This is a genomic window from Kitasatospora sp. NPDC029312, assembly GCF_055569215.1.
In genome coordinates this window covers 1-13,856 of sequence record NZ_JBVHXY010000059.1, presented here as the reverse complement: position 1 = coordinate 13,856, position 13,856 = coordinate 1, and the positions used below count along the sequence as shown (strand labels likewise).

Sequence of the window (13,856 nt, the reverse complement as noted above, 5' to 3'; positions counted from 1 at the left end):
CCGCGATGAAGAAGCCCGCATTCAGGAAGAAGCCCGGCGCCCGCACCGAGGAGGCCTTCGAGCCCGCCGGGGACTTCGCGTCGGCGGAGAGCGCCGGGCCCGGCGCCGAGGGCACGGCCCCCGGCCGGTCCGCGGGGGCGAAGACCAGCCAGTCCCTGCTGGCCGCCGCCGTGGTGCTCGCGGCGGTGTTCGGGATCGCCCAGGTCCGCCAGCCGGCCGCGCCGGCCAAGACGGGCGGCGTCACCCCGGCCACCGCCCAGGTCGAGCGCAGCACGGCGGTCTGCCCCCAACCGCTGCAGGGCCTGACCGGCTCGACCACGCTCACCGCCTACACCCCGCCCGGCACCGGCTCGGCCACCGGCGGCTCCGGCTGGCTCGCCGACCAGGCCGCCCCCGCCACCCCGCCGACCGCCGCGCCCTCGGCCACACCGACCGCGACCGGCCCGGCGAGCCCGGCCCCGGACAAGAACGCCGCGCCCGCCGACGCCAAACTGACCCTCACCAAGCCCGGCACCCCCGCCACCGGCCCGGCCACCAACGGCGACGGCGCACCCGGCACCGGGGCCGTCGCGACCGGCGCGCTCGCCCCCGGCTTCACCGTCACCCAGACCACCGTGGTCACCGAGCAGCGCGGCCTGGGCCTGTCCGGCCTCACCTGCACCCCGGCCGGCACCGGCTTCTGGTTCGCCGGGGCCAGTACGGCCGGGGACCGGGTCGACTACCTCAGCCTGGTCAACACCGAGTCCTCGGCCGCCGTGGTCGACATCAAGCTGTACGGCGACAAGGGCCTGATCGACAACGACGCCGGCAACGGCATCGCCGTCGCCCCCGGCAGCTCCCAGTCCGTGCTGCTGTCCACCCTCAGCAAGGGCGCCGTCACCGACCTCGCGGTGCACGTCGTGGTCCGCTCCGGGCGGGTCGGCGCCGCGCTGCACGCCGCCGACGGCAACAAGGGTGCCGACTGGATCCCCGCCTCGGCCGACCCGGCCGCCACTCAGGTGCTGCCGGGCCTGCCCGCCGACACCTCCGCGGCCCGCCTGGTGGTCTGGGCCCCGCCGGAGGACGACGCCGACCTGAAGATCCAACTCGCCGGCAAGAACGGCTGGTTCACCCCGGCGGGCAACGAGTCGATCCACGTCAAGGCGGGCATGGTGGCCGCCGTCGACCTCGGCAAGATCACCCGCGACGAGGTCGCCGGGCTGCGGCTGTCGCCCAGCGACGACAAGCACCCCACCCCGATCGTGGCCGGCCTGCGGGTCGACCGCACGGGGAGCAACGGCAAGAGCGACGCGGCCTGGCTCACCGGCAGCAACCCGGTCGGCGCCCGCGCCACCGTCGCCGACAACCGGGCCGGCGCCTCCACGCTGTTCCTGACCTCCACCGGCGACGCCGCCACCGTCAAGGTCACCGGCTCGGCCGGCAGCGGCGGCGGCACCCCGGCCACCAAGGAGGTCCAGGTCCCGGCCGGCGGCACGGTCGCCGTCCCGGCCCCCGAGCCCGCCGGACTGAACGGCGTCTTCGCCGTCACCGTCGAGACCGAGTCCGGCGGCCCCGTGGTCGCCGCCCGGATGCTCGCCATCCCCACCAAGGACGTGCCGATGTTCACCGTCCAGGCACTGCGCGACGACCACAGCACGGTCAAGGTCCCGCAGGCCACCCAGGACCCGGCCGTCGTCCTGCGCTGACGGCACGGCGGGGGCGGGCGCCCGGTCGCGGATGCCCGCCCCCGCCGGTCACTCCTCGTCGTAGCGCGGATCGATCGCGTCCGGGGACAGCCCCAGCAACTCGGCCACCTGCTCGATCAGGATCTCGTGCACCAGCGCCGCCCGGTCCTCCCGGGTCTTCGCCCGAATCTCCACCGGCCGCCGGTAGACCACGATCTGGCTCTTGCGCCCCTTCTCGCCCGGCGACACCCGGCCCAGCGGCACCCCGTCCTCGGTGTCGGCGCCCTCCGCCCCGTGCAGCGGCACCTCCTGGACGGCGAACTCCACCTCGATCAGCTGCGGCCAACGCCGCTCCAGCCGCTCCACCGACTCGCGCACGTAGTCGTCGAACAGTTCGGAGCGGGTGAGCGAGATCGGCACCTGGGGCGGCGCCAGCGGGCCGCGCAGCCCCCTGCCGTGCCGGTCGCGGTGCCGGGGGCGGCGCGAGGGCCCTGTCGGTGACTGCGGTGCGGAGCTGTCCATATCACTGCCGAGAGTAGTCCTTGGACGGTCGGAAGTGGACCACTCCGGCGGGGAAACGCCCGGGGGACGGGCGCACTGCCGAGCGTGCGCCGGGCGACACGGCACCCCCTCCGGACAGGCGGTCTTCGCTCCCCGGCGGGGAGTGCGGTACCGTCCACCCTCGTGAGCTCTGTACGTCGTTGTTCGCGGACCGCGTGCGGCCGACCGGCCGTCGCAACGCTGACGTACGTCTACGCCGACTCCACCGCCGTACTGGGCCCGCTCGCCACCTACGCCGAGCCGCACTGCTACGACCTGTGCGCCGAGCACGCCGAGCGGCTCACCGCTCCGCGCGGCTGGGAGGTCGTCCGGCTCGCCGCCGACGCCGGGCCGCTGCGCCGCAGCAGCGACGACCTGGAGGCGCTCGCCAACGCCGTGCGCGAGGCCGCCCGCCCGCAGACGCCCCGTCAGGGCCGCGCCCCCATGGGCGAGTCCACCGAGGGCAGCCGCCGCGGCCACCTCCGGGTCCTGCGCTCGCCCGACAGCTAGCGAGGGCCTGGCACCTCCCCAGCCCTCGCCCCGCACGGAACCTTCGCCCGGCCCGGGTACGCTGCCCGTCTGACATCACCGCGCCCCGTCGACCGGGCGGGCGGGGTGGCCCGACGTATCGATCAGCACAGAACCAGGGTGGAGCCGCAGTGCGCGACCTCAAGCAGCTCGTGAAGGCGTACGACGTCCGAGGTGTCGTCCCGGACCAGTGGGACGAGAGCCTGTCCCGGGCCTTCGGCGCCGCGTTCGTGCAGGTCACCGGCGCGTCCGCGATCGTGGTCGGCCACGACATGCGGCCCTCCTCGCCGTCGCTCAGCCGGGCCTTCGCCGAGGGCGCCGCGGCCTACGGCGCCGACGTGGTCGAGATCGGCCTCTGCTCGACCGACCAGCTCTACTACGCCAGCGGCAAGCTCGACCTGCCCGGCGCGATGTTCACCGCCAGCCACAACCCGGCCCAGTACAACGGCATCAAGCTCTGCCGGGCCGGCGCCGCTCCGGTCGGCCAGGACACCGGCCTGGACGAGATCCGCGAGCTGGTCGAGTCCTGGACCGCCGAGGACGACACCGTCACCGTCCCGGCCAAGGACGTGAAGCCCGGCGCGCTCTCCGAGCAGGAGACCCTGCGCGGCTACGCCGACCACCTGCTGGGCCTGGTCGACCTCACCGCCATCCGCCCGCTCAAGGTCGCGGTGGACGCCGGCAACGGCATGGGCGGCCACACCGTGCCGACCGTGTTCGACGGCCTGCCGATCGAGCTCGTCCCGATGTACTTCGAGCTGGACGGCACCTTCCCCAACCACGAGGCCAACCCGCTCGACCCGAAGAACCTGGTCGACCTGCAGGCCAAGGTCCGCGAGGTCGGCGCCGACCTCGGCCTGGCCTTCGACGGCGACGCCGACCGCTGCTTCGTCGTCGACGAGCGCGGCGAGCCGGTCTCCCCGTCCGCGATCACGGCCCTGGTCGCCGCCCGCGAGATCGCCCGCGCCAAGGCCGCCGGCGAGGCCGAGCCGACGATCATCCACAACCTGATCACCTCCTGGACCGTCCCCGAGGTGGTCCGCGAGCTCGGCGCCACCCCGGTGCGCACCCGGGTCGGCCACTCCTTCATCAAGCAGGAGATGGCCGTCACCGACGCCGTCTTCGGCGGCGAGCACTCCGCGCACTACTACTTCCGGGACTTCTGGCGTGCCGACACCGGCATGCTGGCCGCGCTGCACGTGCTGGCCGCGCTCGGCGGGCAGGAGGGCACGCTCTCCGCGCTGACCGCCGAGTACGACCGCTACGCCGCCTCCGGCGAGATCAACAGCACCGTCGCCGACCAGGCCGCCAGCACCGCCGCCGTCCGCGCCGCCTACGCCGGCCTGGAGGGCACCACCGTGGACGAGCTGGACGGCCTCACCGTGGCCGGCCCGGACTGGTGGTTCAACCTGCGCGCCTCCAACACCGAGCCGCTGCTGCGCCTCAACGTCGAGGCCAAGGACCCGGCGAAGATGGCCGAGCTGCGTGACGGCGTGCTCGCCGTCGTCCGCGGCTGATCGCAGCGCGCCTGCGGCAGATCGGGGTGCGCCCGCAGCAGATCGGAGCGCGCCCGCGCCTGACCGCTGGCCCCGGTGCCCCGGCCGGTAGGGTTGCCTATCGGCCGGGGCACCTCCGTGCCACCCCCGAACTTTGGAGAGCCCCATGAAGCTCGAATCCTTCCTGCTGGAGATCCTGGTCTGCCCGCAGTGCCGGTCCGCGCTCACCGAGGGCGGCACCGAGGAGCAGCCCGAGCTGCGCTGCACCGGCACGGAGTGCGGCCTGGCGTACCCGGTCCGGGACGGCATTCCGGTCCTGCTGGTGGACGAGGCCCGCCGCCCGGCCTGATCCTGGGGGCGAAGCCCCACCCGCGCCCGCCCTCACAGGACAGCGCCCACAGGACAGCCGGAGGCCCGCCGCATGCTGGACGACACCCTGCTCGACGATCCGACCGCCCTCCAGCGCGCCGACCACGACCGCGCCCTGCTGGCCCTGGCCGGCGCCGGCGCCCGGGTCCGCACCGCGCTGCGACAGGCCGACGCGGCCGGCCTTGACCGGCTGCGCCCGGACGGCCGCCCGCGCGTCGTGCTGGTCGCCGGGCACGGCAGCGCCCTGACGGCGGGCGAGATCCTGGCCGTGCTGGCCGGCTCCGCCAGCCTCGTCGTCCCGCTGCCGCCCACCGAGGCCGCCGCCCCGCGCGGCGACCGCTCCGGCGCTCGGCCCGCCTTCACCGCCGGGCTCGGCTGGCAGCTGCCCGGCTGGGCCGGCCCGCTCGACCTGCTGGTGGTCAGCTCCGCCGACGGCGGCGAGCAGGGCCTGATCAGCCTCGCCGAGCAGGCGTACGCGCGCGGTTGCGCCGTCGTCGTCACCGCCCCGACGGGCAGTGCGCTGGCCGAGGCCGCGCTCCAGGTGCGCGCGCTGCCGCTGCCGTACACGGCCTCGGTGCTCTCCGACGAGGAGCTGCCGGTCGTGCCGGCCGCCGAGCCCGACCTTCCGGCCGAGGATCCGGCCGCGCTCTGGTCCCACCTGACCCCGCTGCTGGCGCTCGCCCAGAAGCTCGGCCTGACCCAGCTGCCCTACGACGCCCTGCCGGCCGTCGCCGACCTGCTGGACGCCACCGCCGTGCGCTGCCGCCCGGACGCCGCCGCGTACACCAACCCGGCGAAGGGGCTGGCCGCCCGGCTGGCCGGGACGGTCCCGCTGCTGTGGGCGGACGGCCCGATCGCCGGGGCGGCCGCCGCGCGGTTCGCCGCCCAGCTGGCCGACCGGGCCGGGCGCCCGGCGCTGGCCGGGCCGCTGCCGCAGGTGCTCACCGCCCACCGCGGCATGTTCACCGGCCAGTTGGGCGCGGGCGCGGACCCGGACGACTTCTTCCGCGACCGGGTGGACGAGCCCGACCCGCTGCACCTGCAAGTCCTGCTGCTGCGGCACGTCCCCGGCAACGGTTCGCCGGAGGGGCACGACGGCCCGGCCGAGGTGCCGGAGGACGACGAGCGTCCGCGCGGCTTCGGCGTCAGCCGCGCCCACCGGCTGGCCGTCGCCCACGACGTCCGGCTGACCGAGTACGCGAGCACCCTCGCGGACCCGCTGCACGCGCTGGCCGACCTGATCGCGCTCACCGACTTCGCCGCCGTCTACCTGGGGCTCGCCGCACAGGCCTAAGACCGCCGGCTCGCCCGCGACCGCTAAGTTGTCCCGCGTGAGTGAGCGAAGCGAGCGAACCGTCGACAGGCGCGTACGGACGAATGCCCCCACCGGGTGCAGCGAGGTGGGCGCATGAGCGCAGAGGGTGGGACGAAGGCACTGGTCGCGGCGCTGTCCGCGAACCTGGCGATCGCGGTGGCCAAGTTCACCGCCTTCGGCTTCACCGGCTCCTCCTCGATGCTGGCCGAGGGCGTGCACTCGGTGGCCGACTCCGGCAACCAGGTGCTGCTGCTGATCGGCGGCAAGCGGGCGCGCCGGGCGGCGGACGAGGAGCACCCCTTCGGCTACGGCCGCGAGCGCTACGTCTACGGCTTCCTGGTGGCCATCGTGCTGTTCAGCGTCGGCGGCCTGTTCGCCGTCTACGAGGGCTGGCACAAGGTCAGCCACCCGGAGGCGCTGGACTCCTGGGGCTGGGCGGTCGGCGTGCTGGTCTTCGCGATCGCGATGGAGGGCTGGTCGTTCCTCACCGCGATGCGCGAGTCCGCCAAGGCCAAGGGCGGGCAGGGCTGGGTGCAGTTCATCCGCACGGCCAAGGCGCCGGAGCTGCCGGTGGTGCTGCTGGAGGACACCGGTGCGCTGATCGGCCTGGTGCTCGCGCTGTTCGGCGTCTCGCTGACCGTGATCACCGGCGACGGCGTCTGGGACGGCGTCGGCACCCTGTGCATCGGCGTGCTGCTGGTGGTGATCGCCGTGGTGCTCGCCCTGGAGACCAAGTCGCTGCTGCTCGGCGAGTCCGCCGACCGGGAGTCGGTGCGGCGGATCCGCGCCGCACTGGTGGACGGCGAGGCGGTCACCGGGGTGATCCACATGCGCACCCTGCACCTCGGCCCGGAGGAACTGCTGGTCGCCGCCAAGATCTCCGTCAACGCGGAGGACAGCGCCGCCCGGGTGGCCCAGGCGATCGACGCGGCCGAGGAACGCGTCCGCGCCGCCGTCCCGATCGCCCGGGCGATCTACCTGGAACCGGACGTCTACAGCGCCGAGAAGGCCGCCGCCGGCGAGGACCCGGCCGCCACCCCGGGCGGCCCCGGCCCAGGAGCGGCGCACTGACCGCCCGCCGCGACCCGGCTGGTTCCCGGGTCGAGCGGCGGTCGGATCCCGCGGCGGAAATAGGTCATCGCAGGACGGCCGGTGGGGCCGCCGGTGTAGATTCGTCACCAGAGCCAGAACGTCGCTGCTGATGGCGGTCGATCGGCGGTCCGCGCCCGTAGGGTGTGCGCCGGTCGAGGGAGAGAGGTCCTCCGACGGTTTGTGCTGCGCAACAGGGAGCCGGTCCGCCACCACGGGATCGGGCGGCCCGGCGTAGCCGTGCATCCGTACGGCCCGCCACGCGCGACACATCCGGACCTTGGCCCGTTCCCCACCCCATCAGCGAGGAGCAGACGCATGTCGACCGACATCACCGGTGACTTCAAGGTCGCCGACCTTTCCTTGGCGCCGTTCGGCCGCAAGGAGATCCAGCTCGCCGAGCACGAGATGCCCGGCCTGATGGCGATCCGCGCCGAGTACGCCGAGGCGCAGCCGCTGGCCGGCGCCCGGATCACCGGCTCGCTGCACATGACCATCCAGACCGCCGTGCTGATCGAGACCCTGACGGCGCTCGGCGCCGAGGTCCGCTGGTGCTCCTGCAACATCTTCTCGACCCAGGACCACGCGGCCGCCGCCATCGCCGTCGGCCCGGAGGGCACCCCGGAGAACCCGCGGGGCGTGCCGGTCTTCGCCTGGAAGGGCGAGACCCTGGAGGAGTACTGGTGGTGCACCGAGCAGGCGCTGACCTGGCCTGACGGCCAGACCCCGAACATGATCCTGGACGACGGCGGCGACGCCACCCTGCTGATCCACAAGGGCGTCGAGTTCGAGAAGGCCGGCGCCGCCCCGGACCCGTCCACCGCGGACAACGACGAGTTCCGGATCATCCTCCAGCTGCTCAACCGCACCCTCGAGGAGACCCCGAACAAGTGGACCGAGGTCGCCTCCACCATCAAGGGCGTGACCGAGGAGACCACCACCGGTGTCCACCGCCTGTACGAGATGCACCGTGACGGCAAGCTGCTGTTCCCCGCGATCAACGTCAACGACTCGGTCACCAAGTCGAAGTTCGACAACAAGTACGGCTGCCGCCACTCGCTGATCGACGGCATCAACCGCGCCACCGACGTCCTGATCGGCGGCAAGGTCGCGGTCGTCTGCGGCTACGGCGACGTCGGCAAGGGCTGCGCCGAGTCGCTGCGCGGCCAGGGCGCCCGCGTCATCGTCACCGAGATCGACCCGATCTGCGCGCTCCAGGCGGCGATGGACGGCTACCAGGTCGCCACCCTGGAGGACGTCGTCGAGACGGCCGACATCTTCATCACCACCACCGGCAACAAGGACATCATCCTGGCCTCCCACATGGAGCGGATGAAGCACCAGGCCATCGTGGGCAACATCGGCCACTTCGACAACGAGATCGACATGGCCGGCCTGGCCCAGCTGCCCGGTGTCGTGAAGACCGAGGTCAAGCCGCAGGTCCACGAGTGGCGCAAGGCCGACGGCCGCACCATCATCGTCCTCTCCGAGGGCCGCCTGCTGAACCTGGGCAACGCGACCGGCCACCCGTCCTTCGTGATGTCCAACTCCTTCGCCAACCAGACGATCGCCCAGATCGAGCTGTTCACGAAGACCGAGCAGTACCCGATTGGCGTCTACGTGCTGCCGAAGCACCTGGACGAGAAGGTCGCCCGTCTGCACCTGGACGCGCTGGGCGTGAAGCTGACCACCCTGACCCAGGAGCAGGCCGACTACATCGGCGTTCCCGTCGAGGGCCCGTACAAGTCGGAGCAGTACCGCTACTGATGCGGTCCCGCTGCCGCCGAGGCGGTGAGCGCTGAACGCCGGTGGCCGGTACCCCTGGGCGGGGTGCCGGCCACCGGCGCGTTCGCGGGCAGCGGCGCGTTCGAGGCGGGACCTCAGCGGACGATCACGTCGGTGGTCCAGGTTCCCGGGTCCTGGCCCAGGGCCGTGGTGTGGGCGAGCATCCAGGGAAGGCCGCCCAGTTGCTCCAGGGTGGCGGGCACGCCGGCCCCGCAACTGACCGAGACCTCCACCCCGTTCTGCACGGTGACCAGCGGCGGGTGCGGATCGGTGTACGGGGAGCCGTCGGTGCTGGTGTAGGTCGCGTGGGGCCCGTTGGGGCGGAGGGTGACCGAGACGTTCTTGCCGTCGAGCTGGAACATCAGCCACAGGTCCCAGGCACCCACGCCGTCCGTGTCCGGCTGCGAGAGCAGGACGTCGGTGGCCTTGAACGCCTCCGGCAGGCCGGTGAAGCGCACCGGCAGCGGGACGTTCCAGTGGCCGAACCGGACGTCCTCGGCGGCCTTGTGGAGGATCTCCTTCGTGACGTCCCCGGGCTGGCCGCCGTAGCCGCTGATCTCCGCCCAGCGCCCCGAGGGGGTCAGCCAGCGCAGGGTCGGCTGGGAAGGGGCACCCCTAGTGGACGGGTCGTCGACCACCCAGTAGGCCGGCCGGCCGCCGATCGGCTCGGCGTCGACCTTGACGAGCTTCTCACCGACCGAGGTGGTCATCCGCGGTTCCTCGCCGGGCTGGTACTCGGAGAGCAGGATGCGCGGGGCGTGCTCGCCGGTGCCGCGTGCCTGGGCGTAGATGCCGTGGTAGCCGGTCTCGTAGCCGATGCCCCGTTCGCCGCGGGCCCAGTCGGGCAGCCACCCGAAGTGCACCTCGGTGGTCAGCGGGTCGACGCCGACCGGCGTCGGGCTGGCGGACGGCGAGGGCGAGGTCGTCGCCGTGGGGCCGGCCGGCGGTGCGGGGGTGGCGGAGCCGCCCCCGGGGGCCAGCAGCGCGGTGGTGGTGATCACCGCGGCCGTGACGGCGGCGACGGCGCCGACGACGCTGCGCCGGCGGCGGCGCAGCCGGGTGGAGCCCTCGGCGATGGACCGGCCGGTGTCGATGCCCGGCGGCGGTGCTGGTCCGTCGGCGAGAGCCGCCAGCCGGGCGGTCAGGTCGTCGTGATCCATGGCGGTCATGGCGTCCTTTCGGCGACGGTGGGACGGGGTGCGAGGCTGCCGCGCAGGGTGTCCAAGGCGCGGGAGCTCTGGCTCTTGACGTTGCCCGAGGAGCAGCCCAGGGCCTCGGCGGCCTGCTCGATCGACAGGTCGCAGTAGTAGCGGAGCACCACCGTGGCCCGCTGGCGGGGCGGGAGGGCGGCGAGGGCGCGGCGCAGGTCGAGGGAGGCGTCCAGGTCGATGCCGCCGGCCACTGCGTCCGGATCGGTCTCGGAACGGACGGTGCGGCGCCACCACGGGGAGCGCTGCTCGGCCAGGAACGTGTTCACCAGCACCCGGCGGGCGTAGCCGTCCCGGTTCTCCATCCGTGCGGCTCTCGCCCAGTTCACGTACAGCTTGGTGATCGTCTCCTGGACCAGGTCGTCGGCCCGGTGCCAGTCCCCGCACAGCAGATAGGCGACCTTCCGCAGCCAGCCGCTCCTGGAGGCCACGTACTCCGTGAACTCCTCGTCGCGCGTCTGCTTCGCCATCTGCACCCCCTCTCGTCATGGCGGCGCGGCTTCCGCACCGTCCGCCTCCCTAATGCGGGCACCGGCCCGGAACGTTGCACGGGGTGCGCACGTAGGCTTCGGGCATGCCCAATGGCCGGTATTCGCTCCACGACACCCATGACCACGTGCTGCTCGGCGAGGAGCGTTTCAGCTGTGCGCCCGGGGCGGCGGGGTGGCGGTACGTCTCCAAGACCTATGCGCCGGACGGCCGGGTGATCGGCAGTGTCGACCTGACGCTGGACTCGCGGGCCCGGCCGCTGCGGATGGAGGTGCGGGCCGGGGGCTGGCAGGTGCGGGGCGGTGCGGTGGACGGGGTGGCCTGGGTCCGCACCGACGCGGCTGACCCGGGTGGCGCCGCTGCGGCGGAGGGCCACGACCGGGCGCACGGCTTCTCCGGGCGCTCACCGGCCTTCCTGGTCGCCACCGCCCGGATGTTGCGGCTGCGGGAGGGGGCGAGCGCGCGGGTGCGGCTGGTGGCGTTCACCGAGCCGGTGCTGGCACCGCGCACCTTCGATCAGGGCTGGCTGCTGGAGGGCGTCGACACCCACGAGACGGATTCCGGGCCGCTGGTGGTCGAGCGGTACCAGGTGGCGGACCTGGAGACGGGGGAGCAGCAGGTGGTGCACCTGGCGGGGGACGTGGTGCTGGCGGCCGAGGGGATCGAGCTGGAGGAACTGGAGTCGCCTCCGAACGCCTGGCCGGTGCGGGAGTAGCGGCATAGGCGGATCGCAGGGGACGCATGGGGACGTAGGACGTATGGGGACGTAGGGAGACAGGAGTGCGGGAGCGCCCGGCTCAGGCGGGCGGGGCGAAGCCGGTGTCGGGGGCGGGCTTGTCGAAGGACGGAGCCGCCGGTCGTGCAGGGGCCACGGGTGCTGAGACCGGAGCCTGGACGGGCCGGTGCGGGGCCGGCATCTGCGAGGCCGCCTGCGCGGCCCACTGCTGCTGGGCGCGCATCCACTCCCGGCGCTGCCGCTCGGTGAGGACGGCGCCGAGATAGGCGGCCGGATGCAGCCCCGGCGGCATCGGGTGGCCGATCCGGGCGGACAGGTCCCCGGCCAGACCGACGGCCATCCGGAGCGCCACGGATGGATCCAACTGGCCGATACGGCCGAGCAGTTGGCGCACGGCGAGCCAGAGCGGCTCGGGCACCGCGGACAGGTCCATCGCGACCAGCTCGCGGCCCATGTCGTGGAGCAGCTGCGGGTGCACCGGGGGCAGCGGGTGGGCCGGCCCGCCCGAGCCGGGGGTGCGCTCGCGGACGACCACCGTCCCGGCGAAGATGTCGCCGAGCCGCTTGCCGTCCGAGTTCACCGCCGAGGTGATCGCGGCCACGGCGCCCGTGGTCGCGATCAGCTCGATGAAGCCCACCAGCCCCCGCACCAGCGAATGCCGGAACCGGACCGGCCCGCCGTCGGTGCGCACCACCCGCAGGCCGAGCGCGGCCTTGCCGAGCGAGCGCCCATGGCTGAGGGTCTCGACCATCACCGGCACCCCGACCAGGAAGAACACCATCAGGCCGAGCAGCGCGGCGGCGGCCGCAGCTCCGTCGAGGTCGATCAGGGCGACGCTCAGCACCACCGCGACGACGAACAGGGCGGCGAACTCGACGAGCAGGTCGAGCGCGATCGCCAGCGCCCTGCTCGGAAGCTTCGCCGTCTGGAGGTCGAGGACGACCGCCTCACCCGTCACCAGGTCGCTCAAGTCACCTGTCCGTTCACGCTCATGCGGGGAGGTGGGGTTCGAGTGGACCGGCCCCCACGACCCGCTCTCCGCCGTCGATCCGCAGCCGCAAACATACGGCGCCCGGCGGGCGCACGGGAAGTGAGATCCCGGCGGCCGGGGGGTGGGCGGCTCCTGGCATGCTGGGCCGCGCGTGTCCGTACGCACCTGTCCGCCCGCGCACGCGCGCCACGTGCCCACCGCCGACCATGGAGCCGCCGAATGGACCTGGACGTCTTCGTCGCCACCCACCAGGGGGAGTGGGCCCGGCTGGACGCCCTCGCCCGCAGGCGCCGGCTCAACGGCGAGGAGGCCGACGAGCTGGTGGGCCTCTACCAGCGCGCCACCGGCCACCTGGCCAAGGTGCAGGCCGCCGCGCCGGACCCGGCCCTGGTCAGCCGGCTGACCGGCCTGGTCTCCCGGGCCCGCAGCGCGGTGACCGGCGCCCGGACCAACGGGTGGCAGGACGTCGCCCGTTATTACACGGTGAGCTTCCCGGCCGCGCTGTACCGCGCCCGCCGCTGGTGGGGGCCGGTGGCGGTCCTGTCGATGGTCGCGACCGCGCTGCTGGCCTGGTGGATGGTCACCCACCCGGAGGTCCGCAACAGCCTCGTCGCCCCCGCTGAACTGCGGGATCTGACCCGCCCGGGGGGCCAGTACGAGGCGTACTACTCGGACCGGCCGGCCAGCTCCTTCGCGGCGCAGGTGTGGACGAACAACGCCTGGATCGCCGTGCAGTGCCTGCTGTACGGAATCGCGCTGGGCATTCCGGTCCTGTTGGTGATGTGGACCAACGTGGTCAACCTCGGGGTCGGCGTGGGGCTGATGGCTTCCGCCGGCCGGCTCGACGTCTTCCTCGGCCTGCTGATCCCGCACGGGCTGCTGGAGCTGACCACGGTGTTCGTAGCCGGCGGCCTCGGCTTGCGCCTCGGCTGGACGGTCATCGACCCGGGCCCGCGCACCCGCACCGTGGCATTGGCGGAGCAGGGGCGCGCGATCATCGGAATGTCGATGGGCCTGGCGACGGTCCTGGCGGTGTCCGGTGTCCTCGAAGCCTTCGTGACCCCTTCCGGCCTGCCCACCTGGACGCGCATTTCGATCGGCGTGCTGGCCGAGGCGGCCTTCCTGCTGTACGCCCTGGTGTGGGGTCGAAGGGCTGCGGAGGGCGGAGAGTTCGGCGATGTGGACGCGGCCGATCGGGCGGACCTGCAGCCCGTCGCGGCCTGAGCCGATGTGATCAACAGGCCTCTGACCTGCTACTCTTCTCGCATCCCAGCCAAACCATTGACGTGGTGGGGGTGGGCTAGTAGGTTTGAACGGTTGGGACTGACTGGACAACGGTCGGGCCCGGGCGTTAGTGTCTACGACACCGCCGAAATCGAGGCGAGCGCGTTTCACGAAATGCGCGCCCTCCGACGAAAGCAAATCCCGCGAACTGAGCACACCGAAGGCTTTGATAGGCTTCGGAGCGAAGTTCGAAGGAAAGCCCGCCAGCGGGAATTCAGGGAAAACGAAGCCGGTAAGAGCGGCCGAGAAGATCTGATAAGCTGGAAAACGAAAGAACGAAGCGCCCGGAGGGCCCGCTGGAAGGCGGCTCGAAGGAAGTGTCCGTTCCTTGAGAACTCAACAGCGTGCCAAAAGTCAACGCC

General features: G+C 73.2%; 13 protein-coding genes. 9 read left to right on the top strand and 4 right to left on the bottom strand.

Features of this window, described 5'->3' with window-relative positions; genetic code table 11:
- The first annotated feature begins 5 nt into the window (after nucleotides 1-5).
- Nucleotides 6-1,685: a DUF5719 family protein gene (locus ACZ4WV_RS32355; RefSeq protein WP_465752211.1), complete on the top strand. Its 1,680-nt coding sequence runs from the start codon at nucleotides 6-8 to the stop codon at nucleotides 1,683-1,685.
- A gap of 48 nt (nucleotides 1,686-1,733) precedes the next feature.
- Here the strand turns inward: ACZ4WV_RS32355 and ACZ4WV_RS32350 are convergent, their stop codons facing one another.
- A complete protein-coding gene (locus tag ACZ4WV_RS32350; protein WP_350747468.1) occupies nucleotides 1,734-2,186 on the bottom strand; it encodes a metallopeptidase family protein in 453 nt (150 codons plus the stop codon).
- An 84-nt stretch (nucleotides 2,187-2,270) separates the two neighbouring features.
- Between ACZ4WV_RS32350 and ACZ4WV_RS32345 the strand changes: the two genes are divergently transcribed.
- From ACZ4WV_RS32345 to ahcY, 6 genes are all read left to right on the top strand, one after another.
- Complete coding sequence (locus ACZ4WV_RS32345; RefSeq protein ID WP_465752210.1) at nucleotides 2,271-2,714, top strand: DUF3499 domain-containing protein; 444 nt, start codon at nucleotides 2,271-2,273, stop codon at nucleotides 2,712-2,714.
- 149 nt (nucleotides 2,715-2,863) lie between these two features.
- Nucleotides 2,864-4,249, top strand: a complete 1,386-nt coding sequence (locus tag ACZ4WV_RS32340) for a phosphomannomutase/phosphoglucomutase (RefSeq protein WP_465752209.1) — start codon at nucleotides 2,864-2,866, stop codon at nucleotides 4,247-4,249.
- Nucleotides 4,250-4,394: 145 nt separating this feature from the next.
- Entirely contained in the window at nucleotides 4,395-4,577 is a 183-nt protein-coding gene (locus ACZ4WV_RS32335) for a Trm112 family protein (protein WP_465752208.1), read from the top strand.
- A gap of 72 nt (nucleotides 4,578-4,649) precedes the next feature.
- Nucleotides 4,650-5,891, top strand: coding sequence for an SIS domain-containing protein (locus ACZ4WV_RS32330; protein WP_465752207.1), 1,242 nt, complete (start codon nucleotides 4,650-4,652; stop codon nucleotides 5,889-5,891).
- 114 nt (nucleotides 5,892-6,005) lie between these two features.
- Nucleotides 6,006-6,983 (top strand): cation diffusion facilitator family transporter, encoded by a 978-nt coding sequence (locus ACZ4WV_RS32325; RefSeq protein ID WP_465752206.1) that lies wholly within the window; start codon nucleotides 6,006-6,008, stop codon nucleotides 6,981-6,983.
- Between the two features lie 336 nt (nucleotides 6,984-7,319).
- The gene (gene ahcY, locus ACZ4WV_RS32320; protein ID WP_465752205.1) at nucleotides 7,320-8,768 is read left to right on the top strand and encodes an adenosylhomocysteinase; all 1,449 of its coding nucleotides are present in this window, start codon (nucleotides 7,320-7,322) and stop codon (nucleotides 8,766-8,768) included.
- Nucleotides 8,769-8,881: 113 nt separating this feature from the next.
- Here the strand turns inward: ahcY and ACZ4WV_RS32315 are convergent, their stop codons facing one another.
- Entirely contained in the window at nucleotides 8,882-9,955 is a 1,074-nt protein-coding gene (locus ACZ4WV_RS32315; RefSeq protein ID WP_465752204.1) for a hypothetical protein, read from the bottom strand.
- Complete coding sequence (locus ACZ4WV_RS32310; RefSeq protein ID WP_465752203.1) at nucleotides 9,952-10,464, bottom strand: SigE family RNA polymerase sigma factor; 513 nt, start codon at nucleotides 10,462-10,464, stop codon at nucleotides 9,952-9,954. The genes ACZ4WV_RS32315 and ACZ4WV_RS32310 overlap by 4 nt, the downstream gene beginning before the upstream one ends.
- A 104-nt stretch (nucleotides 10,465-10,568) precedes the next feature.
- Here ACZ4WV_RS32310 and ACZ4WV_RS32305 point away from each other — a divergent pair, with 104 nt between their 5' ends.
- Nucleotides 10,569-11,198 carry a hypothetical protein gene (locus tag ACZ4WV_RS32305; RefSeq protein WP_465752202.1) on the top strand — a complete coding sequence of 210 codons (630 nt, stop codon included), beginning with the start codon at nucleotides 10,569-10,571 and terminating at the stop codon, nucleotides 11,196-11,198.
- Between the two features lie 82 nt (nucleotides 11,199-11,280).
- Here ACZ4WV_RS32305 and ACZ4WV_RS32300 read toward each other — a convergent pair whose 3' ends face one another.
- Nucleotides 11,281-12,189 carry an RDD family protein gene (locus ACZ4WV_RS32300; RefSeq protein WP_465752201.1) on the bottom strand — a complete coding sequence of 303 codons (909 nt, stop codon included), beginning with the start codon at nucleotides 12,187-12,189 and terminating at the stop codon, nucleotides 11,281-11,283.
- Nucleotides 12,190-12,429: 240 nt separating this feature from the next.
- Between ACZ4WV_RS32300 and ACZ4WV_RS32295 the strand changes: the two genes are divergently transcribed.
- Nucleotides 12,430-13,434 (top strand): stage II sporulation protein M, encoded by a 1,005-nt coding sequence (locus tag ACZ4WV_RS32295; RefSeq protein ID WP_465752200.1) that lies wholly within the window; start codon nucleotides 12,430-12,432, stop codon nucleotides 13,432-13,434.
- Nucleotides 13,435-13,856: the final 422 nt, after the last annotated feature.